The organism is Pseudomonas sp. Irchel s3b6, from assembly GCF_900187415.1.
GTDB lineage: Bacteria > Pseudomonadota > Gammaproteobacteria > Pseudomonadales > Pseudomonadaceae > Aquipseudomonas.
The window spans coordinates 67,806-92,983 of the sequence record NZ_FYDM01000010.1; the positions used below are offsets into that span (position 1 = coordinate 67,806).

The 25,178-nt window shown below is 60.6% G+C and carries 20 protein-coding genes; 8 read left to right on the top strand and 12 right to left on the bottom strand.

Annotated elements, in window-relative coordinates; genetic code table 11:
* Positions 1–57: 57 nt before the first annotated feature.
* The gene (gene uvrD / locus CKW07_RS17425) at positions 58–2,241 is read right to left on the bottom strand and encodes a DNA helicase II (RefSeq protein WP_095146264.1); all 2,184 of its coding nucleotides are present in this window, start codon (positions 2,239–2,241) and stop codon (positions 58–60) included.
* Positions 2,242–2,501: 260 nt separating this feature from the next.
* Between uvrD and CKW07_RS17430 the strand changes: the two genes are divergently transcribed.
* Complete coding sequence (locus CKW07_RS17430) at positions 2,502–5,372, top strand: GGDEF domain-containing phosphodiesterase (protein WP_095146265.1); 2,871 nt, start codon at positions 2,502–2,504, stop codon at positions 5,370–5,372.
* A 69-nt stretch (positions 5,373–5,441) separates the two neighbouring features.
* Here the strand turns inward: CKW07_RS17430 and CKW07_RS17435 are convergent, their stop codons facing one another.
* Positions 5,442–5,780: a hypothetical protein gene (locus CKW07_RS17435; protein ID WP_095146266.1), complete on the bottom strand. Its 339-nt coding sequence runs from the start codon at positions 5,778–5,780 to the stop codon at positions 5,442–5,444.
* 351 nt (positions 5,781–6,131) lie between these two features.
* Between CKW07_RS17435 and hexR the strand changes: the two genes are divergently transcribed.
* Together hexR and CKW07_RS17445 are read left to right on the top strand one after the other, a co-directional pair.
* On the top strand, positions 6,132–6,998 hold the full coding sequence (gene hexR / locus CKW07_RS17440) for a transcriptional regulator HexR (RefSeq protein ID WP_025131545.1): 867 nt from the start codon (positions 6,132–6,134) through the stop codon (positions 6,996–6,998).
* Positions 6,999–7,268: 270 nt separating this feature from the next.
* Entirely contained in the window at positions 7,269–7,481 is a 213-nt protein-coding gene (locus tag CKW07_RS17445; protein ID WP_095146267.1) for a PA3496 family putative envelope integrity protein, read from the top strand.
* On the opposite strand, the gene CKW07_RS17450 is transcribed toward CKW07_RS17445, so the two are convergent.
* On the bottom strand, positions 7,423–8,385 hold the full coding sequence (locus CKW07_RS17450; RefSeq protein ID WP_095146268.1) for a LysR family transcriptional regulator: 963 nt from the start codon (positions 8,383–8,385) through the stop codon (positions 7,423–7,425). The two genes, CKW07_RS17445 and CKW07_RS17450, sit on opposite strands and share 59 nt — an antisense overlap.
* Before the next feature lie 190 nt (positions 8,386–8,575).
* Here CKW07_RS17450 and CKW07_RS17455 point away from each other — a divergent pair, with 190 nt between their 5' ends.
* From CKW07_RS17455 to CKW07_RS17470, 4 genes are all read left to right on the top strand, one after another.
* Positions 8,576–9,991, top strand: a complete 1,416-nt coding sequence (locus tag CKW07_RS17455) for an acetyl-CoA carboxylase biotin carboxylase subunit (RefSeq protein WP_095146269.1) — start codon at positions 8,576–8,578, stop codon at positions 9,989–9,991.
* 11 nt (positions 9,992–10,002) lie between these two features.
* On the top strand, positions 10,003–11,811 hold the full coding sequence (oadA, locus tag CKW07_RS17460) for a sodium-extruding oxaloacetate decarboxylase subunit alpha (RefSeq protein WP_095146270.1): 1,809 nt from the start codon (positions 10,003–10,005) through the stop codon (positions 11,809–11,811).
* Positions 11,812–12,019: 208 nt separating this feature from the next.
* Positions 12,020–13,345 carry a type II toxin-antitoxin system HipA family toxin gene (locus tag CKW07_RS17465; protein WP_095146271.1) on the top strand — a complete coding sequence of 442 codons (1,326 nt, stop codon included), beginning with the start codon at positions 12,020–12,022 and terminating at the stop codon, positions 13,343–13,345.
* On the top strand, positions 13,342–13,620 hold the full coding sequence (locus CKW07_RS17470) for a helix-turn-helix domain-containing protein (RefSeq protein ID WP_095146272.1): 279 nt from the start codon (positions 13,342–13,344) through the stop codon (positions 13,618–13,620). Before CKW07_RS17465 ends, CKW07_RS17470 begins: the two co-directional genes overlap by 4 nt.
* A gap of 125 nt (positions 13,621–13,745) precedes the next feature.
* Here the strand turns inward: CKW07_RS17470 and CKW07_RS17475 are convergent, their stop codons facing one another.
* Genes CKW07_RS17475 through CKW07_RS17485 form a run of 3 tightly spaced genes read right to left on the bottom strand, consistent with a single transcriptional unit; the run spans position 13,746 to position 15,513 of the window.
* Positions 13,746–14,417 (bottom strand): GNAT family N-acetyltransferase, encoded by a 672-nt coding sequence (locus CKW07_RS17475; RefSeq protein ID WP_095146273.1) that lies wholly within the window; start codon positions 14,415–14,417, stop codon positions 13,746–13,748.
* A gap of 17 nt (positions 14,418–14,434) precedes the next feature.
* Positions 14,435–14,881, bottom strand: coding sequence for a GNAT family N-acetyltransferase (locus CKW07_RS17480; RefSeq protein WP_095146274.1), 447 nt, complete (start codon positions 14,879–14,881; stop codon positions 14,435–14,437).
* 2 nt (positions 14,882–14,883) lie between these two features.
* A complete protein-coding gene (locus tag CKW07_RS17485) occupies positions 14,884–15,513 on the bottom strand; it encodes an FMN-binding negative transcriptional regulator (protein WP_095146275.1) in 630 nt (209 codons plus the stop codon).
* A gap of 103 nt (positions 15,514–15,616) precedes the next feature.
* On the opposite strand from CKW07_RS17485, the gene CKW07_RS17490 reads away from it, so the two are divergent.
* Positions 15,617–17,170: a PLP-dependent aminotransferase family protein gene (locus tag CKW07_RS17490; RefSeq protein ID WP_095146276.1), complete on the top strand. Its 1,554-nt coding sequence runs from the start codon at positions 15,617–15,619 to the stop codon at positions 17,168–17,170.
* 58 nt (positions 17,171–17,228) lie between these two features.
* On the opposite strand, the gene CKW07_RS17495 is transcribed toward CKW07_RS17490, so the two are convergent.
* The 6 genes from CKW07_RS17495 to aspA form a co-directional block, all read right to left on the bottom strand.
* Entirely contained in the window at positions 17,229–18,329 is a 1,101-nt protein-coding gene (locus CKW07_RS17495) for a polyamine ABC transporter substrate-binding protein (protein WP_095146277.1), read from the bottom strand.
* A 12-nt stretch (positions 18,330–18,341) separates the two neighbouring features.
* Positions 18,342–19,373, bottom strand: coding sequence for a histone deacetylase family protein (locus tag CKW07_RS17500; protein ID WP_095146278.1), 1,032 nt, complete (start codon positions 19,371–19,373; stop codon positions 18,342–18,344).
* 175 nt (positions 19,374–19,548) lie between these two features.
* Positions 19,549–20,547 carry an AraC family transcriptional regulator gene (locus CKW07_RS17505; protein WP_095146279.1) on the bottom strand — a complete coding sequence of 333 codons (999 nt, stop codon included), beginning with the start codon at positions 20,545–20,547 and terminating at the stop codon, positions 19,549–19,551.
* A gap of 186 nt (positions 20,548–20,733) precedes the next feature.
* Positions 20,734–21,738, bottom strand: coding sequence for an asparaginase (locus tag CKW07_RS17510; RefSeq protein ID WP_095146280.1), 1,005 nt, complete (start codon positions 21,736–21,738; stop codon positions 20,734–20,736).
* Positions 21,739–21,836: 98 nt separating this feature from the next.
* Positions 21,837–23,297, bottom strand: coding sequence for a sodium:alanine symporter family protein (locus tag CKW07_RS17515; RefSeq protein ID WP_095146281.1), 1,461 nt, complete (start codon positions 23,295–23,297; stop codon positions 21,837–21,839).
* 441 nt (positions 23,298–23,738) lie between these two features.
* Positions 23,739–25,163, bottom strand: coding sequence for an aspartate ammonia-lyase (aspA, locus tag CKW07_RS17520; RefSeq protein WP_095146282.1), 1,425 nt, complete (start codon positions 25,161–25,163; stop codon positions 23,739–23,741).
* Between the last annotated feature and the right edge of the window lie 15 nt (positions 25,164–25,178).

Genomic DNA, 25,178 nt, shown 5'->3' on the forward strand with positions numbered 1-25,178 from the left:
CTTCTACTGGGGTTGACCGTTCCCGGCCAGAGCGCGGGAACGATCAGCCATGCAGGACTAGACCGCTTCCAGCTTGGCGTAGCCGAGCATCAGCCATTTGCTGCCTTCGCTGAAGTTCACTTGCACTCGGGCCTGCGCGCCGGCGCCTTCAAAGTTGAGAATAACCCCTTCGCCGAAGACCGCATGCTGGACTTGCTGGCCGAGGCTGAACGCGGTTTCCGGAATTTCCGTACCCGCGAACAGGCTGCTCGAATTCTGCTTCTGGCCACCGCCAAACGGACGGCTGACGCTGTTGGACAGCCGCACTTCCTGGATCAGGCCCTTCGGCACTTCGCGGACGAAGCGCGACACCTTGTTGTAGGTCTCGCTGCCGTACAAGCGTCGGGTCTCAGCGTAGGTCATCACCAGATTTTGCATGGCACGGGTGATGCCCACGTAGGCCAGGCGACGCTCTTCTTCAAGACGGCCGGGCTCTTCCAGGCTCATCTTGTGCGGGAACAGGCCTTCTTCCATGCCCACCAGGAACACATAAGGGAACTCCAGGCCCTTGGCGCTGTGCAAGGTCATCAGTTGGATGCTGTCTTCATGCTCGTCGGCCTGGGTGTCGCCGGCCTCCAGTGAGGCGTGGCCGAGGAAGGCGACCAATGGCGTCAGGTCTTCGTCTTCTTCGGCGCTTTCAAAGTTGCGCGCCGCGCTGACCAGTTCCTCAAGGTTTTCTACCCGTGCCTGGCCTTTCTCGCCTTTTTCCGCTTCGTGGTAGGCAATCAGGCCGGACTGCTCAATGACCGTTTGGGTCATCAGGTGCAGGGGCATCTCGGTGGTCTTGGCCGCCAGGTTCTCGATCAACTCGATGAACGCGCCCAAGGCACCGGCCGCGCGACCGGTGAGGCCTTTGTTGGCGATCAGTTGGCGCATGGCTTCCCACATCGACACATCGCTGTGGCGGGCGTGGTCACGGATGGCCTCGACGGTTTTTTCGCCAATGCCACGGGCCGGAACGTTGATCACCCGCTCCAGTGCCGCATCATTGCCGCGCCCTTCGAGCAAGCGCAGGTAGGCCATGGCGTTCTTGATCTCCGCCCGCTCGAAGAAGCGTTGGCCACCATAGATACGGTACGGAATGCGCTCGCGCAGCAGCGCTTCTTCCAAAACTCGTGATTGGGCGTTGGAGCGGTACAAAATCGCGATATCGCTGCGGGCTATGCCGGTTTTCAGCGCGCTTTCGATGGTTTCCACCACGTAGCGTGCTTCGTCATGTTCGTTGAACGCGGCGTAGAGATTGATGGCCTCGCCTTCGCCACCATCGGTCCATAGCTCTTTGCCCAGGCGTCCGGTGTTATTGGCAATCAAGGCGTTGGCGGCCTTGAGAATCCCGGCGGTGGAGCGGTAGTTCTGTTCCAGGCGGATGACTTCCGCGTCCGGGAAGTCGGCCGAATACTGATGAATGTTCTCGATTTTCGCGCCGCGCCAGCCGTAGATCGACTGGTCGTCGTCACCCACTACCATCAGGCTGTCGCCGCCTTTGGCCAGCAGTCGCAACCAGGCGTACTGCACGGCGTTGGTGTCCTGGAACTCGTCGACCAGAACGTGGCGGAAGCGCTTTTGATAATGCGCCAACAGGCCTGGGTGGTCGCGCCACAGGTCGAGGGCGCGCAGCAGCAGTTCGGAGAAGTCGATGACGCCCGCGCGCAGGCACGCGGCCTCGTAGGCCTCGTAGATGCTGCGCATGGTGGCCAGGTACAGATCGCCGCTGGCTTGAATGTGTTGTGGGCGCAGACCTTCGTCTTTCTGCCCGTTGATGAACCACTGGGCCTGACGGGCCGGCCAGCGTTGCTCGTCCAGTCCCAGTTCGCGGATCACCCGTTTGACCAGGCGTTGCTGGTCGTCGCTGTCGAGGATCTGGAAGGTCTGGCTCAGGCCGGCTTCCTGCCAGTGTGCCCGCAACAGGCGGTGCGCCAGGCCGTGGAAAGTGCCGACCCACATGCCGGCCGGGTTGATACCCATCAACTGCTCGATGCGGTGACGCATCTCGGCAGCGGCCTTGTTGGTGAAGGTCACCGACAGGATCGAGTGTGGCGAGGCGTTTTCGACCTGGATCAACCAGGCGATACGGTGCACCAGCACACGGGTTTTACCGGAACCAGCACCGGCCAGGACCAACTGACGACCCACGGAGGCAGCTACGGCCTGACGTTGGGCATCGTTGAGGGAGTTCAGCAGAAGGGAGAGATCATCGCGCATCAGCGCATTCTAGGGTGCTGCGTCACACCGGGCAAACCGAGCGTTGCATTAACCGATGAAAGATACGCCAAGGGCGACCGGCCGGTCACTCGTCAGCAGCCCTGACAGGCCGTGGCTCTGGGGTTTCGAGCGGTTTCGCAAGCCCATTGGTTTCGTCGATTTTGTGCGTTGGATCAGTTTGGTCCGGGGCATAGCTTGTGTATGCTCCGTCGACGTTTCGGGCCTGCACGCCCACCCTCATAAAAACAAGAATATTGCCTATGACCCTCAGCTCCAGTCTGCCGGGGCCCATTGTGGAACCGCAGGTTATCCGCAAGCAGTACGCCATGGAGATGGCGGTCGAACGCACACGTCTGCTGTATCAGGGCTCGTTGCTGCCCACGTTGTTCATGTTGATCAATGGGCTGGTCTGCGCCGGATTGCTCTGGAGTCCGCAGCGCTATTGGCTGGTGAGCGTCTGGCTGGTGTGGTTGCTGGCGCTGGTGGCGTTGCGGGTGATTCAGGTTGCCGCATTCGATTCGGCGATACCCGGTCGCCAGGCGCAACCCATCTGGCACCGCATGTTTTTGCTGGGCTCGGCCGTGAGCGGCCTGACCCTGGCTGCCGCCGGTATCGCCCTGGTGCCCACCGACAGTTTCTTGCAACAAGCCTGGGTATTCGGCCTGATTGGCGCCGCCACACTGTCGGCCAGCGTCGCCTATGCGGTCAGCCTCCCGGCTTTCCTGTCCTTTACCTTGCCATGTCTGTTACCCGCCATTGGCTATCTGTTCTGGGGCGGTGATGAGCGGCAGCAGGGCTGGGGCTGGCTCGGGCTCATTCTGTTGGGCTCCCTGAGCGTGGTGGCCTGGCAGGTCAACCGGTTGATCCAGCGTGGCATGATGCGGCGCTTCCAGAATCAGGCGCTGATCGAGCATCTGCAGCAGGCGCAAAGTCGCAGTGAACGGCTTAATCAGGCGCTGGCGCGGGAAGTCGAGCAGCGCCGCCAGGCCGAAGAAGAGCTGCGGGAGGCCCAGGTCGGTCTTGAAAACCGCGTGGCTCAACGCAGCCTTGATCTGGATGCCGCCAATCAGGCCTTGAGCAAGAGCGAGGCGCGGCTGGCGCTGGCGTTGAAGGCCAGTGAGCTGGGGCTCTGGGACTGGAACCTGCAGACCGACGAAGTGCATCACACCCAGCTCAAGGAACTGTTCGGGCTGGAGCCGGAATTCATCACGGCCATGCTCCGGCACCTGAAACCGCGTCTGCACCCCAAGGACCTGCCCGCGCTACGACGGGCGCTGGTGGAACATTTGAAGGGGCGCACCGAGGATTATCAGATCGAATACCGTGTGCGTCATGGTGATGGCCACTGGGTGTGGATCGAAGACCGTGGGCGAGCCGTGGAGCGCAGCGCCAGCGGGCGGGTCCTGCGAATGGTCGGCACTCGGCGCGACATCAGCGCCAGCAAGGACCTGGAAGAGCAACGGCAATTGGCGGCGACGGTGTTTGAGGCGGCCAGTGAAGGGATCGTGATTTTTGACCCCGATTACGCGCTGATCGCGGTCAATCAGGCGTTCAGCCGGGTGACCGGCTATCAGATCGAGGACCTGCTGGGGCGCAATGTGGTCGAGTTGCCGTGCAGCCGCGATGCGCGCCGGCACTACCCGATCATTCATCAGGCACTGGAAGCCCAGGGTACCTGGCAGGGCGAGTTGGTGGAGGCGCGCAAGAACGGCGAGCTCTATCCACAATGGCTACAGCTGAACGTGGTGCGCGATTCTCGAGGAAACGTCAGTCATATCGTGGGCTTCTTCGCTGATCTGTCTGCCCGCCGCGAATCCGAAGAGCGGATGCGCAACCTGACCCACTACGACGAGTTGACGGGGCTCGCCAATCGCGCCTTGTTCCGCGAGCGGCTCCATGAAGCTCACCAACGGGTCAGGCGGGGTGGGCGCAGCCTGGCATTGCTGCACATCAATCTGGACCGTTTCAAATTGCTCAACGACAGCTTGGGCCATGACGTGGCTGACCAGTTGTTGCAGAAAATGGCGCGACGCCTGGTCAACGCATTGCCGGAAGCGAACACCATCGCGCGTCTGTCGGGCGATGAGTTTGCGGTGCTGTTTGATGCCTACGGCAACCTGTCGAGCCTGGCGCGCGTGGCGACCCGGTTGTCGACCAAGCTGCGCTTGCCACTGACCGTCGAAGGTCATGAACTGGTGGTTAGTGCATCAATGGGTATCAGCCTGCTGCCGGACAACGCCCGGGAGATCTCGGCGCTGATTAACCAATCGAACATGGCCATGCAGCATGCCAAGCACCTGGGCGGGAACAATTTTCAGTTTTACACCGACAGCCTGCAGACCAGCACGTTTGAGCGCCTGCAGTTGGAAAATCAGCTGCGCAAGGCCATCGAAGAGCATCAGTTGAAGGTGTTCTACCAACCCAAGCGCTGTCTCGCCACTGGCCGGCTGAATGCCGCCGAGGCGCTGGTGCGCTGGGACCATCCGACCATGGGCTGGGTGCTACCGGGAGCGTTCATTGGCCTGGCGGAAGAAACAGGCCTGATCGGGCCGATTGGCGAGTTCGTGCTGCGCCAGGCCTGCTGGCAGGCGTGCGAGTGGCAACGCCAGGGACTGGAACCGATTCGAGTCTCGGTCAATCTGTCGGTGCACCAGTTGCGGCGGGGTACGCTGGTCAGCCTGGTGCGTCAGGTGCTGGAAGAAACCGGCCTGGCGCCGCACTACCTGGAATTGGAACTGACGGAAAGCCAGTTGCTCGACAGCGTCGAACACATCATCGCCACCTTTGAGCAACTGCGTGACCTGGGGGTGAAGCTGGCCATCGATGACTTTGGCACCGGTTACTCGTCGCTGAGTTACCTCAAGCGCATTCCCGTGGACTACGTGAAGATTGATCAGGCATTTATCCGCGGGCTGGGCGAGGGCGGTGCCGACGCGGCGATCACCCGGGCGATCATTGCCATGGCTCATGGATTGTCGCTCAAGGTGGTGGCCGAAGGCGTTGAGCACGAGGAGCAGTTGGCGTTTCTCAAGGCCGAGCGGTGTGATGAGGTGCAAGGCTACCTGATCAGCCGGCCGGTGGAGGCCGACAGATTTGCCGGCCTGCTGCGCGACCAGGATGCTGGGCCCTAGAGCTGGAGTTCGGTGCAATGGCTGCCGGATCGTCAAGCGATCCGACAGCAGGAAAGGCAGAGTGCGTGCTTAATGGGTTTCCACGACTTCATCAATCTGCTGCAGCAGTTTGCATTCGTGGTAGATGCTGACTCCGGTGGCATCCGCATGGGTCGTATTGGTGAAGGTAACGACTTTGTCTGTCACCACCTGCGCAAAAATGCCATCGGCGCTCTCAAGTGTCAGCTCCAGCCATAGATCACATGCCTTGGCGCCGTCGGTCTTATCGATATGTTTCACTGAAATCAGTCGCAGCCTAGGAGTAATGCCCGGGTGGGCAACACTGACGGTGGCATTGACTCGAAAGGAAGGGGTGGCGCCCGGCATCAGGTCCCTGTGGGCTGTCCAGTCACGTGTTGTAATGCTCATGGTTGTTGACTCCTGTCATCAATAGTTGGTGTCCTGCACGCTCAATATCCGCTTGGTGGGCGAGAGGAGCGCGATACATAAGTAATGCGTTTGTAAGGCGCTGTGTTTGAGGAGGGAGGGACCGGACTGTTGATAGGGTCAGTCATTGTCGGTGGGGTGGGTGGTTGACTGCATTGGAGGTTTTTTGACCGCCAAGGGCTTGAGTGGTGGCTTTGAGTGCTACATCAGGCGCGCAGGGCGCAGGGTGGGGACATGGAGTTACGCATTGGGCAGGCAAAAAGCGGATTCTTGTAGTATAACTACAAGCTTGCTACATCTCCGGCGCCAGCCCATAACAATGAGTCCTGCCCTTTGAACCTGTTGCAACATATCGCCCAGTCTCGCCACCTGTTACGCAAATCGGAACTCAAGGTTGCCGACCACGTGCTGCTTGACCCTGCGGCAGTGATGCACAGCTCCATGGCCGATCTTGCCCACAGCGTTGGTATCAGCGAACCGACCATCGTGCGCTTTTGTCGCGCCATCGGCTGTTCGGGTTTCCAGGACTTGAAGCTGAAGCTGGCGCAAAGCCTGGCGGCGGGTGCGAGCTTCGGCCAGTTCGCGATCCATGAAGACGACTCGGTCGCCGACTACAGCCTGAAAATCTTCGACACCACCCTGCACACCCTGATGGAGGTTCGCGAGAAGCTCGATCCGGTGGAGTTGCAGCGGGCGGTGACGCTCATGTCGCAGGCTCAGCGCGTCGAGTTCTATGGTTTTGGCGCCTCTGGTGCCGTGGCTGCGGATGCCCAGCATAAATTCTTTCGGTTGCTGCTGACGGCAGCGGCCTATTCCGACCCGCACATGCAGGCGATGTCGGCGGTCACGCTCAAACCCTCCGACGTGGCGATCTGCATCTCCCAGTCCGGGCGTTCCAAGGACCTGTTGATCACCGCCAACCTGGTGCGCGAAAGCGGCGCGTCGTTGATCACCTTGTGCCCGAGCCAGACCCCCCTGGCCGAGCTGTCGACCGTCAACCTGGCGATCGATGTGCACGAAGACACCGAAATCTATACGCCGCTGACCTCGCGTATCGCGCACCTGGTGGTGATCGATGTCTTGGCCATGGGCGTGGCCATGGCGCGTGGCCCGAGCCTGGTGAACCACCTCAAGAGCGTCAAGCGCAGCCTTCGCAGCCTGCGCCTGTCGCCCAAGTCGGTGAAAGCGCTGGACGATTGACCTTGCCGTGCAGCTTTTGTGGCGAGGGGTCTTGCCCCTGTCGGCCAGTCCGCGCTCGGGCGCAGCAGTCGCAACCCCGGCTGACACGACCCTCCTGAGTCACCGCGTCGCATGATTTTGGGGCCGCTTCGCTGCCCAATGGGGGCAAGCTTCCTCGCCACAGGTTCGGTGTCACCCTGTGGATTTCATCAGTCTGTAACCCGCCCGCCGCCAAACCGTCATCCCCCGCGCCTATCTTGAAACTCCCGTACTCGCCTTGGGAGACTCGAAATGGCCCAGCCCTACGAAGAACGCAACAGCGCCGTCAAAACCCGTCGTCAGCAGGAAGACCAGCGCCGCATGGAGTTTCGCCGTGCGATCGAAGATCGCTGCGAACGCCGGCAGCTTCTGGCCGAGATCGGCGATTTTCCCGACAGTGGTGAGCTCAATTACTGGCAGGCAACACCGGCAGCTTCGCGTCGAAGCGCTCAACCAGCGCGCTGATCTGCACGCGTTCGCTGCGGATAAATCCCAGGAACGCATGCGCGACCGGTGACAGGCGCTTGGCTTTGGCCTGCACCACGCACCAGCTGCGAAACAGCGGCAGCTCCTCGACCGGCAGCTCCTTGAGTCCGCCGGTCGCCAGCTCCAGGTTCAGGGCGTGGCGCGTCAACAGGGCCACGCCCAGACCCGCCACCACGCATTCGCGCTGGGCTTCGGCTGACGAGACTTCCTGGGTCTGGTTGAAGTGCACGCGCTTCTCTTTGAAGTACTCCTCGCATGCCAGGCGCGTCCCGGAGCCGGGTTCGCGCAGCAGCAGGGTGTAAGGCTCAAGGTCCTGCAGGCGCAGTGGGCCCATGTGGCACAGTGGATGATCCGGTGGCGCCACGGCAACGATCGGATTGTTGAGGAACGGCAAAAACTCCAGCCCCATGTCCTGGGGCACCATGGACATGATCACCAGATCGTCACGATTATCGGACAGGCGTCGGATCACCTGCCCACGGTTGACCACCGTCAGTTGCAGGTTCACTTCCGGGTGTTGGCGCTTGAATGCGGCAAACAAGTGCGGTACGAAATACTTGGCGCTGGATTCCACCGCCAGTTTCAGTTGGCCTTGCAAGGACCCTTGCATGTCCGAGAGTTGCATATCGAGGTTTTCGAGGCGCCCGAAAATGTCTCGACTGGCACGCTGTAACGCTTCAGCGGCCTCGGTCATGTAGAGTTTTTTGCCGACGTAATCGAACAAAGGTTGACCAATCAGCTCTTCCAGCTGACGCATCTGTAGGCTAACAGCCGGTTGTGTGAGCGACATTTCGTCGGCTGCACGGCTGTAAGAACGCAAATCACAGACCTCATTGAAGATCTGAAGCTGACGTAATGTCATACGCATCAAGGACTTACGCATTTTATGCTGACTCTGGCCGGAGGCTGGTGGTTCAACTATAAGTCTTTGCTTATGCCTGACCCAATTATTATTGATTTTTGTTAATCCCTTGAGCGGGATAGTGTGACTGTGCGACTGGCATGAAACATTTAGTCACGCGCCGACCCAGTCTAGGGGTCGTGGGTAGCAACCGGCTCAAGGGAAACTCCAAGTGATAACAAAGATCCTGATCGCCAACCGTGGTGAAATTGCCGTACGAATCGTACGTGCCTGCGCCGAGATGGGCATTCGTTCGGTCGCGATCTATTCCGACGCCGATCGCCATGCGTTGCACGTCAAGCGCGCCGATGAAGCCCACAGTATTGGTGCCGAGCCACTGGCCGGCTACCTGAACCCGCGCAAGCTGGTGAACCTGGCCGTGGAAACCGGTTGCGATGCGTTGCACCCAGGCTATGGCTTTCTGTCGGAAAACGCCGAACTGGCCGATATCTGCGCCGAGCGCGGAATCAAGTTCATTGGTCCATCGGCCGAAGTCATCCGCCGCATGGGCGACAAGACCGAAGCCCGTCGCAGCATGATCAAGGCCGGCGTGCCGGTCACGCCGGGCACCGAAGGCAACGTCGCGGGCATCGAAGAAGCCTTGGTCGAAGGCGATCGCATCGGCTATCCGGTGATGCTCAAGGCCACCTCCGGTGGTGGCGGCCGTGGCATTCGTCGCTGCAACAGCCGTGAAGAACTGGAGCAGGCATTCCCGCGGGTGATTTCCGAAGCCACCAAGGCCTTTGGTTCGGCGGAAGTCTTCCTGGAAAAATGCATCGTCAACCCCAAGCACATCGAAGCGCAGATCCTCGGCGACAGCTTCGGCAACGTGGTGCACCTGTTCGAGCGTGACTGCTCGATCCAGCGTCGCAACCAGAAGCTGATCGAGATCGCGCCAAGCCCGCAACTGACCCCTGAACAGCGCGCCTACATCGGCGACCTGTCGGTGCGTGCGGCCAAGGCCGTGGGTTACGAGAACGCCGGTACCGTGGAGTTCCTGCTCGCCGAGGGCGAGGTGTACTTCATGGAGATGAACACCCGGGTGCAGGTGGAACACACCATCACCGAAGAAATCACCGGCATCGACATTGTCCGTGAGCAGATCCGCATCGCGTCCGGCCTGCCCCTGTCGGTCAAGCAGGAAGACATCCAGCATCGCGGTTTCGCGCTGCAGTTCCGGATCAACGCCGAAGACCCGAAAAACAACTTCCTGCCCAGCTTCGGCAAGATTACCCGTTACTACGCGCCCGGCGGTCCCGGCGTGCGCACCGACACGGCGATCTATACCGGCTACACCATTCCGCCGTTCTACGACTCCATGTGCCTTAAGCTCGTGGTGTGGGCGCTGACGTGGGAAGAGGCGATGGACCGTGGCTTGCGAGCCCTGGACGACATGCGTCTGCAAGGGGTCAAGACCACGGCCGCGTACTACCAGGAAATCCTGCGTAACCCGGAATTTCGTAGCGGCCAGTTCAATACCAGCTTCGTTGAAAGCCACCCTGAGCTGACCAACTACTCGATCAAGCGCAAACCCGAAGAGCTGGCCCTGGCCATCGCCGCCGCCATCGCCGCCCACGCAGGCCTGTGAGGAATATTCCAATGTCCAAGAAAATTCATGTAACTGACACTATCCTGCGCGACGCTCACCAATCGCTGCTCGCGACCCGCATGCGCACTGACGACATGTTGCCGATCTGCGACAAGCTCGACAAGGTCGGCTACTGGTCGCTGGAGTGCTGGGGTGGCGCGACGTTCGACGCCTGCGTGCGCTTCCTCAAGGAAGACCCGTGGGAGCGTCTGCGCAAACTGCGCGCGGCGCTGCCTAATACTCGCCTGCAAATGCTCCTGCGCGGCCAGAACCTGCTGGGCTACCGCCACTACAGCGACGACGTGGTCAAAGCCTTCGTCGCCAAGGCTGCGGTCAACGGCATCGACGTGTTCCGCATCTTCGACGCCATGAACGACGTGCGTAACCTGCGGGTGGCCATTGAAGCGGTAAAAGCCGCCGGCAAGCACGCCCAAGGCACCATTGCCTACACCACCAGCCCGGTGCACACCATCGACGCCTTCGTGGCCCAGGCCAAGCAAATGGAAGCCATGGGTTGCGACTCGGTGGCGATCAAGGACATGGCCGGCCTGCTGACGCCGTACGCCACTGGCGAGCTGGTCAAGGCGCTGAAAGCCGAGCAATCGCTGCCGGTCTTCATCCACAGTCACGACACTGCCGGCCTGGCTGCAATGTGCCAGCTCAAGGCCATCGAAAACGGTGCCGACCACATCGACACCGCGATCTCCAGCTTTGCCTGGGGCACCAGCCACCCGGGTACCGAATCGATGGTTGCCGCCCTCAAGGGCAGCGAGTTCGATACCGGCCTGAACCTGGAACTGCTGCAAGAGATCGGCCTGTACTTCTACGCTGTGCGCAAGAAGTACCACCAGTTCGAAAGCGAATTCACGGCGGTCGATACCCGGGTGCAAGTCAACCAGGTGCCGGGCGGGATGATTTCCAACCTGGCCAACCAGTTGAAAGAGCAGGGCGCCCTGAACCGCATGAGCGAAGTGCTCGCGGAAATCCCGCGGGTTCGCGAAGACCTTGGCTACCCACCGCTGGTGACTCCGACTTCGCAGATCGTCGGCACCCAGGCGTTCTTCAACGTACTGGCCGGCGAGCGCTACAAGACCATCACCAACGAAGTGAAGCTGTACCTGCAGGGCGGCTACGGCAAGGCGCCGGGTACCGTCGACGAAAAACTGCGCCGCCAGGCCATCGGCAGCGAAGAAGTGATCGACGTGCGTCCTGCTGACCTGCTCAAGCCGGAAATGACCAAGCTGCGCGGTGAAATCGGCGCGTTGGCCAAATCCGAAGAAGACGTACTGACCTATGCGATGTTCCCGGACATCGGGCGCAAGTTCCTCGAAGAGCGCGAAGCCGGCACCCTGACCCCCGAAGTGCTGCTGCCGATTCCTGAAGCCGGCGGCGTTGTCTCGGCCGGTGGCGAAGGTGTACCGACCGAGTTCGTCATTGACGTGCACGGCGAAACCTACCGGGTCGACATCACGGGTGTCGGCGTCAAGGCTGAAGGCAAGCGTCACTTCTACCTGTCCATCGACGGCATGCCGGAAGAAGTGGTGTTCGAACCGCTCAACGAATTTGTCGGCGGTGGCAGCAGCAAACGCAAGCAGGCCAGCGCGCCGGGCCATGTCAGCACCACCATGCCGGGCAACATCGTCGATGTGCTGGTCAAGGAGGGTGACACCGTGAAAGCCGGCCAGGCCGTGCTGATCACCGAAGCGATGAAGATGGAAACCGAAGTTCAATCGGCCATCGCCGGCAAGGTCACCGCCATTCACGTGGCCAAGGGCGACCGGGTCAACCCGGGCGAGATCCTGATCGAGATCGAAGGCTGATACAACGCCTTCATCTGCAACGTTTTACCTCGGGGGGGCATGTGCTCCCCTTTTTTTTGCCTGCATTTTAATGCGCTTCTTTTTATCGGTCGTCACTAAAACTGCATTTTAATGCGTTTATTGATGAGCGAATGTAGCGAATCTGCACTATATTGCAAGTTCAGAGCGAGCCCATGCGCAGTAGATGCATTAAAATGCAGGTTTGAAAATGTATACCCTGACCCTCCAGATATATGCCGCCGGAAATTGGCTAGACGCCATGACCCTGGTTTTTGCCGAGCCGCAAAAAGGTTTCGAAGGCCCGTGCCGGTTCGCGTACAAACGGGATTACATCACCGGGAACGTCGACTGTATCCAGTCGCCCTTCGCAAGCGCTGTCAGCGCCAGGTTGCCATTGGATTGGGACAGCGTGTCGCTGAAAAAAGCCCCTGCCTTCCTGCATGACATCGCACCAGCCGGGGCAGCCAAGCGATTCCTGATGGCGCGTATGGGTCAGGAAAAGCCTGAAGAGGTGAGTGCCGATCTGTTTTTGTTGGGTCGAAGCACTCCGGCACCTATTGGCAACATGCGTATCAAGGAGTCGGCTGACGCGCTGGATAGCCGTCCACCGATGGGGTTTCGACGGGAAGAAGTGATTGCCCGTGATAACAGCTTCCTCGAATACGCCTATGAGCAAGGCGCGGCTATTGGTGGAGCGACGGGGGCGGGTGGGGAAGCCCCGAAACTGTTGATGAGCGAAAATCCTGAGGGGTTGCTGTACCCGGACGCGGTGTTGGATGACGCAAGAACAGTGCGCCATTGGTTCGTGAAGTTCGCCCGTCACAAGGCAGGCCAGACAGATCAGGACATTCTCAGAAGCGAATTCCATTACTACAAAGCCTTGCAAGCCCTGGGAATAGAGACCATTGCGGCAGAGGGCCTGGCACTGGAGGAGGCGAACAAACCCAGTTTGTGGATGCAGCGCTTTGACCGAAAAGTAACCGGGCAGGGCGTTGAGCGTCTGGCTGTTGAGTCGATTTACTCACTGGCCGGTGTTACAACCCCCGGCAGCTATATGAACCATCTGGAGGTGATTCAGCTCCTTGCCAATCTATGGACGCAAGCTGGTCAAGCAGGGCAGATCCCGGACCTGATGGCGGATTATCTGCGACGTGATTTGATCAACAAGATCCTTGGCAACTCGGATAATCATGGGCGCAACACGGCGATCATCCGCGATGTGGATTCCTTTCGGCTTGCGCCGATCTATGACCTGGCGCCTATGGTGATGGACGAGGACGGTGTGACGCGTACGACCAAATGGCCGAAGGAACTGGAAGTTGCCGGGGAGATTGATTGGCGGGGGGTATGTGAAGCGGTGGAAGGCATCGCCAACTCTCGGCACGTGTACGAGCGTCTTCGACAAGATGCTGACCATTTACGGGCTTTGCCGGATATTCTGGCAGCCAGCGGCTTGCCTGACGTCACCCTGAATCACCCGAGTATCGCCTTGAAAAACCTTGAACAACGCTTGAAAAGCTGGGGCTTGAAATGACGCTCACCATAGACGCTCGGGCCCTGTTGATTGAGAGCATTGAGCAAGGACTTGCCGAAGGCATTCTGGAAATAGGTGAGGCCGTTCGACGCTTGCGGGTTGAGGTCACGGGGTTGCATCAGAGTCAGTTTGCAAAGATGTGCAAGATTTCAGTGCGCACGTTGGTGCATATCGAACATGGAGAAGGAAACCAGACGCTCAAATCACTCAACGCTGTGTTCCGCCCGTTCGGGCTGCAAATGGGCGTGGTGAGGATTCGCCGAACGATTAGCTGACTGATGTCAGCCAGCAAGAAGCAACATCACGGGCAAGCGACACTCTCGCCGATAAAAGTGGAGCTGCCCGTGTTTACAGAGAGATAGGCTGATCATTCAGGTGCTGGTGCAACCTGTAATCAGGGTTAGCCTCGGCACTCCACCAGCGTTTCCACCTGCCCCGAGCTCGTCTGATTTTCATCTGACAACCACTTCTCGAACCCCGCGCCAATCACCGACCACTCCGAATCCAGGATCGAATACCACGCCGTGTCGCGGTTCTGACCCTTGACCACCATGTGCTGGCGGAACACGCCCTCGAAGCTGAAACCCAGGCGTTCGGCGGCGTATTTGGAGCGGGCGTTAGCGTTATTGCACTTCCATTCCAGTCGACGATAGCCCAGGGCGAACGACTCCTTGGCCAGCAGGTAAACCGCTTCGGTACTTTTCGGCGAGCGTTGCATGGGTGCGCCGAAGGTGACGTGGCCGATTTCGATGCGGCCCTGGGCCGGGACGATCGACATCAGGCTGAGCATGCCCTGGACGTCGCCGCTGGCGCGGTCGATAACGCAGAAGAAATACGGGTCGCTGTTGGCCGCATGGTTGTTCAGCCAGTCATTGAAGGCGCTACGCTGCGGGAATGGACCGTAAGGCAGGTAGTCCCAGAGTTTTGGGTCGGCGCCAGGGCCTTGCAGGGCATTGAACAAACCTTCGGCGTGACGCGCCGGGTCGAGCTTTTCCAGGCGGATGAAACGCCCTTCGAGCGATTGGGCCGAGGGTGGCGGGACGCCTTTCCAGTCGGCGAGTGAAATCGACATGCTGTTCTCCTTGAACGTTAGAGGCTTTTGCGAAACTGGATGAAACCCGGACGTTCGGCAATGCGCTCGTAGAGCTGGATCGCTGTCGCGTTGGTCTCGTGGGTCAGCCAATGCACCTTGCAGCAGCCGTCGACCTTGGCGGTGCTGTAGACGAACTCGATCAGCTTGCGGCCGACACCGGTGCCACGGGTCTCGGGCGTCACCAGCAGGTCTTGCAGGTAGCAGGAGTTTTCGACGCTCCAATTCGAGCGATGGTAGATGAAATGCACCATGCCCACCGCTTTACCGTCAGCCCAGGCGAGGGCGGCGTGGGTCGGTTCACTGGGGTCGAGAAAGCGTTGCCAGGTGCTGCGGGTGACCGCCTCTGGCAGTTCTGTGTTGTAGAAGCGCAGATAGGCTTGCCATAACGGCAGCCAGGCGGCCTGGTCGTCGGTGGTGACGCGACGTATCTCGATCTGACTCATGTTCATTCCTTGGGCATCAAGTGTGCGAGCGCCTGGTCATGCGGGTCGGGGCTGGCGGCCAACCCCTCGCGTACGCCGGCGATGTCTGCGGTACTGCGGTTCTGGCTGAGCTTGCGCTTGCCTTCCAGACGCTGGATGGGCAATGCGAAACCGACGATGGCCTTGAGCATGCCGTCGATGTAATGAGCGGGTGCGTCGTCGACTTTCCAGGGTTGGGCACGACCATTTTCGTGGCGATCGGTCAGGGCACTGACCAGATCACGCAAGCGCTGGGCGTCGCTGAACACTTCGGCGCAGCCATAGGCATGCACGGCGATGTAGTTCCAGGTCGGTACGACTTTGCCGTGTTCGGCTTTGGTGGGGTAGAAGGACGGGCTGACGTAAGCCTCGGCCCCCGGGAATACCACCAGCGCCTCGGCACCGCCTTCCAGTTCCCGCCATTGTGGGTTGGCGCGGGCCAGGTGGCCGTAGAGCGTGCCATTGGGGCCTTGCTCGGGGCTCAGCAACAGGGGCAGATGACTCGCTTGCAATCCGTTGTCGCCATGGGTAACGAGCATGGCCAGGCGTGTGTCGAGGATCTGCCGATGCAGGGTGGTGAGGTCGTCGATGGCAAAAGCGCTGGGGGTATACATGGAAATTTTCCTTGGCGAATGCCTGCATCCTAGGCAGGCTATTGGTCTGTTGTAAGAGCCATTAATAGCTAATTTCATAGGTCCATTGCCAGGGTGTCGCGCCATGAGCAACCCGTCACTGTCGCTGTCGTTCAATCCCGCCGGCATCGAGCTTGATCGCCGTCAGGGCCTGAGTCGCCAGCTTTATCAGGCATTGCGCCTGCGTGTGCTCGACGGTCGACTGGCCAGTGGCACCCGTTTACCGGCCAGCCGCGATCTGGCGGCAGCGTTATCGATTTCGCGCAACAGCGTGGTGCGTGCCTACGACCAACTCTACGCCGAAGGCTTCATCGAGGGGCGGGTGGGCGATGGCACCTATGTGGCGCAATTACCGGCAAACACCTTGCCGGCGGAAAAACTATCCACAAAAGTATCCACAGGGTTTTCAACAGGCTTACCCACAGGGTTATCCACAAAATGCCTGGATTTACCTGTGGTTTCATCCAGTAAAGTTATCCACAGTGATGCGCTTCAACGAGTCGAGAAGCACCATTTGCCCAAGCCGCCGAGTGGGCCGCCGAGGGCGTTTCGGGTGGGGGTACCAGCGTTTGACCTGTTCCCGTTCGAGGTCTGGGCCAAGCTGAATGCGGCTTTCTGGCGCAAGCCTGATTTACAGCAATTGTGTTATGGCGCGCCGGAGGGGGATGCGCGTTTGCGCGGGATGATCGCGGCCTATTTGCGCAGTTCCCGAGGCATGCAGTGCAGCGCTGAGCAAATTGTGATCACCAGTGGCGCGCAACAGGGGATTAGCCTTTGTGCACAGCTGTTGGTGGCGCCTGATGACGGAGTGGCTGTGGAAAACCCCGGTTACCGTGCGGCCGGTCATGCGTTCGCGTTGGCAGGCGCTAAGTTGCACGGTGTTTCGGTGGACAGCGATGGTATCGATTGCGCTGAACTGGCCGGTCTAAGCGACTGCCGACTGGCCTATGTCACACCATCACATCAATACCCGACCGGCGTGATCATGAGCCTGGCCCGGCGCCTGGAGTTGCTGGCGTGGGCCGAGCGGACAGACGGCTGGATCATCGAGGACGACTACGACGGCGAGTACCGCTACAGCGGTGCCCCGTTGGCCCCCTTGGCGGCGTTGGACCGGCAGGGGCGGGTGCTCTATGTCGGCACGTTCGGCAAGGTGGCGTTTCCGGCATTGCGTCTGGGCTACCTGGTGCTGCCCGTCGGCCTGGTGGAAGCGTTCGCCCAGCGTCGTGCCGTGGATGTGCGTCATTCCGAGGTGAGCACCCAGGCGGTAATGGCCGAGTTCATGGCGGCCGGGCATTTCCAGCGGCATATACGGCGCATGCGCCGCGCCGCCCTGAGTCGACGCAACAGGTTACTGGCAGGCTGGCCTGCAGATATCCCCGGGGTGGGCAGCCTGCCGAGCGTCATGGCCGGGCTGCATATGACGGTGCCGGTGCAAAGCCTGGCCCGTGAGCGTGAACTGGTGGCAATGGCTGCCAGCGTGGGGGTGGAGATCAACGGACTGAGCAGCTACTGGCTACCGGACTCAACGACCCCCGAAGACCAGCGTGCAGGCCTGGTACTGGGGTTTGCGGCGGTGCCTGAAGCGGCCATCGACGCCGCCCTCGCGCGGCTGAATGAGGTATGGCGCAAGGGCTGAGGCGGGCAGGCCAGTTGGCCCGCCCGCTATCCGGGTGACGGATCAAGCGAAGGTGCGATCAGGTCCCGGACTTGATCTTGGTCCAGGCGCGTGTGCGTGCCCGCTCGGCATCCCGCGGCAACGGTTGCAGGGTGTACAGCGTGCCCATCGCCGTCTCGGTCGGGTACAGGTTGGGGTTGTTGCGAATGGCTGGATCGACCAACTCGGTGGCGTCCTTGTTCGGGTTCGGGTAACCGACAAAGTCACTGACAGGTGCGATCACCTGCGGTTGCAGCAGGTAGTTGATGAAGGTGTAGGCGTCTTCCGTATTCTTCGCCCCTTTCGGGATCGCGAGCATGTCGAACCAGATCGGCGCGCCTTCCTTGGGCAGGCGCATGTCGACGATCACACCGTTCTTGGCTTCCTTGGCGCGGTTGGCGGCCTGGGAGAAGCTGCCGGAGTAGCCGACCGCGACGCAGATGTCACCGTTGGCAATGTCGGCCATGTACTTGGACGAGTGGAAGTAGGTGATAGACGGGCGAATCTTCATCAGCAGTGCTTCAGCCTTGGCATAGTCCGCCGGCTGCTTGCTGTTGGGGTCCAGGCCCAGGTGTTGCAGGGCCAGCGGCAGGATTTCTGACGGTGAGTCGAGCAGGGCGACGCCGCACTGCTTGAGCTTGCTGATGTTCTCTTCCTTGAAGATCAGGTCCCAACTGTCCACCGGCGCGTTATCACCCAACACCGCCTTGACCTTGTCCGGGTTGAAGCCAATCAGGATGGTGCCGTACATGTACGGCACGGCAAATTTGTTGCCCGGATCATTGGCTTCGATCAGCTTCATCAGCTTGGGATCGAGGTGGTTCCAGTTCGGCAGTTTGCTGCGATCCAGGGGTTGGAACACGCCCGCTTCGATCTGCTTGGCGAGAAACACGTTGGAGGGCACCACCACGTCATAACCGGAGTTGCCGGTCAACAGCTTGGCTTCCAGTGCTTCGTTGGTGTCGAAGATGTCGTAGACCAGTTTGGTCTGGGCGTTCTGTGTCTTGAAGTCTTCCAGGGCCTTGGGGGTGATGTAGTCGAACCAGTTGTACACCCGCAAGGTGCGCTCTTCGGCCTGCACTGCAGTGCCGAGCGCCATGGCGCACAGGGTTGGAACGATTAAACGCTTGATTCTGTTCATGGTGCCAATTCCTCATTGGGCGCGTTCAAAACCTTCCAGAACGTTCACGGCATTGATGCCGATTTCTTCCACCGCGTAACCACCTTCCATCACGAACAGGGTCGGTTTGCCCAAGGCCGCGATGCGCTCGCCCATGGCCAGGTAGTCCGGGCTGTCGAGCTTGAACTGGGAGATCGGGTCGTCCTTGAAGGTGTCCACGCCCAGGGATACGACGATGATGTCGGCGCCGTATTTCTCGATCTCTGAGCAGGCCTGTTCCAGCGCGGCACTCCAGCGGTCCCAGCCTGAGCCTGCGGGCAGCGGATAGTTGAAGTTGAAACCTTCACCTGCGCCTTCACCGTGCTCGTCTTCGTAGCCGAGAAAGAATGGAAACTCGGCTTCCGGGTGACCGTGAATCGAAGCGAACAACACATCGCGGCGCTCATAGAAAATCGATTGAGTGCCGTTGCCATGATGGTAGTCGACGTCGAGGATCGCGACTTTTTTGTGGCCTTGATCGAGGAATGCCTGGGCGGCGATGGCGGCGTTGTTGAGGTAGCAGTAACCGCCCATCAAGTCGCTGGCGGCATGGTGTCCTGGTGGGCGGCACAGGGCGAATGCACTGTGGGCGCCATTCTGGATCGCCGCTTGTGCGGTGAGTGCTACTTGCGCTGCGCTGTAAGCCGCTTGCCAGGTGCCGGCGGTGATCGGTGCGCCACCGTCGAAGCTGTAGTAACCGAGCTGGCCGTGCAGGCTGGTGGGTAGCACGCGGCGCAGGGTGCGCGCCGGCCAGGTGTAGGGCAGCAGATCGCCGTCGGTGCCGAACTCGGTCCAACGCGCCCAGGCGCCTTTGAAGAAGTCGAGGTAGTCGCGGCTGTGAATGCGCTCCACTGGCCCCAGGCCGAAATCCTGCGGCGCTTGCACCGGGCCCAGGTCGCGGGATTGAACGCGCGCCAGAACGTGGTCGGCCCGTGAGGGCATTTCGAAGCAGGGCTTGAGCTGCCCGTCTATCAATTCGCAGCGGCCGTGGTGCAGGTGGTGATCGTCCGAGTAGATTGTCAGCATGTTCTTGTTCTCCGCAGGGCTGATTCGGTTGAACACAGTCTTGCGGTGCGCGACGTTTCAGAGAACGGCAGGAAAGGCCAGAAGGGGATCAATACGGCCAAAACATTTGACCGAAATTCGCCCGTTAGTGACGCCACAGTACACCTGGTTCGGAGCACGGAATGCTCCCGCAGGGTTATCCGTGTGGCCTGAATTGGCTCGGCGCCACACCGCTCCAGCGTACAAAGGCATGGCGAAAACTCGCGGTCTCGCTGAAGCCCAGAGCCTCGGCAATGCGGTAGATCGGTAACTGGTCCTCGCAGAGCATTTGCTTGGCTTGCTCGAAGCGTAGTTCGTCGAGCAACTCCTGATAGCTGCAACCCAGGTCTTTGAGGTGCCGGCGCAGGGTGCGCGGCGAACAGTTCATCTGCTGCGCCAGTCCCTCCAGCCCCGGGGCTGCATTTAGCTGTGCACTGAGCAATTGACGAATCCGTCCCAGCCACGCCTGACGTCCGGTGAACTCGGTGTTCTGCTTGCGGCAGCGTTCGGCCATGGCCTGATGGGTGATGACATCGGCCAGTGGCAGCGGTTGATCGAGCCAGCGCCGGTCAAAGGCGAAGGCGTTGTCCTTGGCTTCGAAGTGCAATGGGCAAGCGAAGTGTTCGGCGTACCGGTCGCGGTAATCCGGCGCCACATGCTCAAGCCGGGCGGCGAGCAGGGGCAGCGAATGGCCGAGCAAGTCATCGCAGATAACCCTCAGCGACACCAGGCAGAACTCGGCATTGAACACGGCCAGTGCCGGGTTCTCCCGGTAATCGGCGGCCACAAACCAGACTTGCTCGCCGTCCTCTTCCAGACGTAGCTCGTAAAGTGTTCCCAACAGCGCCGGATACCGCATCGCCAGACGCAAAGCGTCACCGAAGGTGGCACTGGTGAGCAGGGCATAGCCGAGCATGCCGTAGGACGATACGTGCATCCGTCTGCCCAATTCCAGGCCGATATCGTGCTTGAGGGCGACGGCGTTGGCGCAAACCTGCATCTCCTGGTGGGTGGTGATGCGCGTGTCCGCCCGGCTCAAATCCGCGGTATTGATACCGCTGCCGGCCAGTAGTGCGTCACTCGACAAGCCTTCTGCCTTGAAGACATTGAGCGCCAGCGAGACAGCGTTGAGGGTGGTGAGGTGGGAGTGGAGCATGGGCGGTTCCAGCCTTGGGGTGCTGGAACAAGAGCAAGTTGTGTGCCCAACGACGATCTTGTGGGGACGGGTCAGGCGGCGATTTGCTTGCCCGCGTAAACAGTGCGTCATTCACATCGTAGTCGAATGTGCCGCTGTCTTCGCGGGTAAGCCCGTTCCTATCGGACTTTGTGTCAGGTTTGAAGGTCAGCTTAGTTCGCCGCAGAGGTCGAGTTCGACCAACCGCCGCACTTCAGCCGTATCAAGCCCCGCCCCCAGCAGCGCGTGCAGCTTGCCGAACGCGGCCTCACGGGTCATGCCGCCGCCCGAAAGCACTCCGACGCCCCGCAGCCGACTGCCTGCTTCGTACACGTCCAGTTCGACGCCCCCTTCATGGCATTGCGTAACCGCCACCACCACAATGCCCTTGTCCCGCGCCCGTACCAGGCTCGCCAGGAATGCGGGGTTGTCGCTGGGACCGGTGCCACTGCCGTAGCACTCCAGCACCAGGCCTTGAATGCCGCTGTCGATCAGACCATCGAGTATCTCGGCGCCGATGCCGGGAAAAAGCGGCAGGACCGCGACGTTCGCCAGCTGCCTGGGTTGGTTGTGATTCAGGTGCGCGGGTATTGAAGATGCTTTCACACCACCACCCTGACGCTCCAGGCGTTTGAACGGATGCCGGCCGAAACTGCGCACTTTCGCGCAACGGGTCGGGTCCAGCAGTTCGCCATGGAAATACAGGTGCACGCCCGGTGCCAGGCCCTGGCCGAGGGCGACCAGCGCGCCGCTGAGGTTTTCCCAGGCATCGCTGTCGGTCACGCCGGCCGGCAGCATCGAGCCGGTAAACACCACGCGGGCGTGCAGGCCCAGCAGCTGGAAACTCATGGCCGCCGCGCTGTAGGCCAAGGTATCGGTGCCATGCAGGATCAGCACGCTGTCACAGCCCTGGACATCCACCGCCTCCACCACCGCCTCGCGCAGTTGCTGCCAGTACGTCGGGGTCATGTTGGCGCTGTCGATCAGCGGCGACATCTCGCGAAAGCGCCACTGTGGCACCACGAGTTCAGGTTGGCTGTGCAGGTACTCGCGCATCCGCGCTTCGAAACCGGATGCCGGGGCCAGGCCATGGGCGCTGGATTGCATGCCGATGGTGCCGCCGGTGTAGAGCACCATGACGTGCTGGGCGGCAGGGTAGGTCGAGGAATTCATGGAGGTTCTCCGAAACGATGACGGCTTGCAGTCGAGCATGACGCTGACTGCAAGCCGTGTCACGTCGGGCGCAGGGGATGCGCCCGGTTTTATACCGATCAGCGTTGCGCTGCGGTGTCGCCTTGCGGTTCAGCTTGAGCCTTGGCCTGAGTATTAGCGGCGGCTGGCGGGTTGGCCGGCCAGGCTTTGCGGTCCAGGTCCAGGTCCGGGAATTTGCTGGAATCGAACACGGGGGTCTTGATGCCGGCTGCACGCTGGTCATCGTAGTCACGCAGGATGCGCATGCCGATATTGAACAGCAGGAACAGCGCGATCAGGTTGACGAACGCCAGCATCGTCATGGTGATGTCGGCGAAGGCAAACACTGTGCTGAGGTTCTCGATGGCACCCCAGAAGATCAGCACCAGTACCAGGGCGCGGTAGCCAATCAGCGCCTTGCGGTTGTCGCCGATCAGGAAGCGCAGGTTGCTTTCGCCCAAGTAGTAGTTGTAGAGGATCGAGGTGAACACGAACAGCGCCAGCGCCACGGAGATGAACATCCGGCCCCACTCGCCGACCACGGCAGCCAGGGAGTTCTGGGTCAGGGCAATGCCGTCACCTTCGAAACCCGGGGTGTAGAAGCCCGATAGCAGAATCAGCAACGCGGTGCAGGTGCAGATCACGAAGGTGTCGAGGAACACGCTGAACGCCTGGACCACGCCCTGTGCAACCGGGTGCTCGACCTGTGCCACGGCGGCCACGTTTGGCGCACTGCCAAGGCCTGCTTCGTTGGCGAACACGCCGCGTTTCACGCCCATGATGATGGCACTGCCGATCAGGCCGCCGAAGGCCTGGTCCAGACCGAAGGCGCTTTTGACGATGGTCATCAGCATGCCCGGCACCTGGTCGAATTGCAGCACGATCACGTAGATGGTCACGGCGATGTAGGCCAGAGTCTTGACCGGGACCAGCAGGTCAGCGATGCCCGCGATGCGTTTGATGCCGCCGATGAATACCAGCCCCAGCAACACGGCTAGGCCGATACCGGTGTAGGTGGTGTCCAGGCCGAAGGCATTGTTCAGCGAGTGGGTCACGGCGTGGGCTTGCAGGCCGTTGAAGGCGAAGCCGAAGGTGATCAGCAGCAGGAACGCCATGATCATGCCCAGCCAGCGTTTCTGCAGGCCGTGCTGGATGTAATAGGACGGGCCGCCACGGTACAGGCCTTCGGAATCGCAGCGCTTGTAGAGCTGGCCGAGGGAGCACTCGAAGAAGCTGCTGGACATGCCGACCAGCGCGGTCACCCACATCCAGAATACGGCGCCCGGGCCACCGAGGGTCACGGCGATACCGACCCCGGCAATGTTGCCCGCACCCACGCGCCCGGCGAGGCTGAGCATCAGGGCCTGGAAGGAGCTGAGTTGGCCGGCGCTGCTCTTGAGGCTGTCGCGGAACACCGCGAACATGTGGAAGAAGTGACGCAATTGAACGAAACGCGAGCGGATCGTGAAGTAGCTACCGAGCCCGACAATGAGCACGATCAGTACTTTCCCTGAGAGGAAGTCGTTAATGACTTCGAGCATGGAGTATTCCTCGCTGTTTTTTGTGTAGGCAAATGCTGGCCAGGCAGACACATCGCGTTACACCCGTTTGCGCACGGCACAACAGGCGAGACGGAGGTCGTCCCGGCTTCCTTTCGCGGGTTTGTTATTAGTTCGGGTTTCGCATGGCTTGGGGTCTCGCTACCGACGACCGCTCATGCGAAGAGGGGCGGCACTATACCTATCGGGGCGCCGTCCGTCTGCACTGTTGTGGTGCGGGTGCCGAAACGAGTCCTTTGAAGCACCTGACCTTTTCGGGGTCAGGCTCTTGTCGGAGCGGGCGAACTCGCTCCCACAGGTTCCGTGTCGTTGCAAAAAATCCAAAAAAAAGGGCCTGGAGAATGATCTCCGGGCCCTCAAAAGGTGAGAGGTGTCTAGTCCCTCGACCTGGTGAGCGGTGGCTCTTCGTTGAAAGAGCGGGCGTCAGGCCTTCAAAGGCACCAGACGCGGGGCAATCATGTTTTCCGGACGCAGGATGTCGGCGAGCATTTCTTCGTCGAGCAAGCCTTCTTCGCGTACCAGTTCCAGCACGCCGCGGCCGCTTTCAAGGGCGATACGGGCGATGCGGGTGGCGTTTTCATAGCCGATGTACGGGTTCAGCGCAGTGACCAGGCCGATCGAGTGCTCGACCAGTTCGCGGCAGCGGGCTTCGTTGGCGGTGATGCCGACGATGCAGTGCTCGCGCAGCATGTCCATGGCGCGTTGCAGCAGGCGGATCGAGTCGAAGATCTTGAAGGCGATCAACGGTTCCATCACGTTCAGTTGCAGCTGGCCGCCTTCGGCCGCGATGGTCAGGGCCAGGTCGTTACCGATGATCTGGAAGGCCACCTGGTTAACGGCTTCCGGAATAACCGGGTTGACCTTGCCTGGCATGATCGAGCTGCCTGGCTGACGCGCTGGCAGGTTGATTTCATTGATGCCGGTACGTGGACCGCTGGACAGCAGGCGCAAGTCGTTGCAGATCTTCGACAGCTTGACCGCGGTGCGCTTGAGCATGCCGGAGAACAGCACGAAGGCGCCCATGTCGGAAGTGGCTTCGATCAGGTCGGCAGCGGGTACCAGCGGTTGACCGCTGATCAGCGCCAGGCGTTCAACGGCCAGGTGCTGGTAACGCGGGTCGGCGTTGATGCCGGTGCCGATCGCGGTACCGCCCAGGTTCACTTCGGTCAGCAGTTCAGGAGCCAGCGACTTCAGGCGTGCCAGGTCTTCACCCAGGGTGGTGGCGAAGGCGCGGAATTCCTGGCCAAGGGTCATCGGCACGGCGTCTTGCAGCTGGGTACGACCCATCTTCAGGACGTGGCCGAATTCTTCACCTTTGGCGGCGAACGACTGGATCAGGCTGTCGAGGCTGGCGAGCAGGGCGTCGTGACCCAACAGCAGACCCAGGCGGATGGCCGTCGGGTAGGCGTCGTTGGTCGACTGCGCCATGTTCACGTCGTTGTTCGGGTGCAGGTACTGGTATTCGCCTTTCTGGTGACCCATGGCCTCCAGCGCGATGTTGGCGATGACTTCGTTGGCATTCATGTTGGTTGAAGTACCAGCGCCGCCTTGAATCATGTCCACCACGAACTCTTCGTGGAAATCGCCGCGGATCAGACGGGCACAGGCTTCGCTGATGGCAGCGTGCTTGGCTTCGCTGAGGTGACCCAGTTCACGGTTGGCGTCGGCAGCAGCCTGCTTGACCATCGCCAGGCCCACTACCAGCTTCGGGTAATGCGAAATCGGAACGCCGGAGAGACGGAAGTTATTCACCGCTCGCAGGGTCTGGATGCCGTAATACGCTTGAGCCGGTACGTCGAGTACGCCAAGCAGGTCTTTTTCTGTGCGGAAAGATGCAGCGGAGGACATGATAGAAATCATCTC